1 pseudogene is annotated in these 202 nt (G+C 40.6%); it reads right to left on the reverse strand.

Annotated elements, in window-relative coordinates:
- Nucleotides 1-202 (reverse strand): annotated as a pseudogene (locus tag H5S41_RS12240) (ISL3 family transposase); the annotation flags it as partial.

The raw sequence follows: 202 nt of genomic DNA on the forward strand, positions 1-202 counted from the left end.
GAAGGCGAACATGGGCTTTACGGAAGCCGTTTTTAACAACCGCCGCAAATCCACAATGCCTGCATTGCTTAATAGGGTAAGAAAGCCGGGCTTTAATTAGCTTAGTATGTTCTTGGTCTGCCGGATTAGAGGCTGGTAAATCAATCACATCAGTTATTCGAATATTAGGGTCTTTAATTTCAAGGAGACTTAAGATAAAATT

The sequence above is a fragment of the Limosilactobacillus albertensis genome (assembly GCF_014145555.1).
GTDB lineage: Bacteria > Bacillota > Bacilli > Lactobacillales > Lactobacillaceae > Limosilactobacillus > Limosilactobacillus albertensis.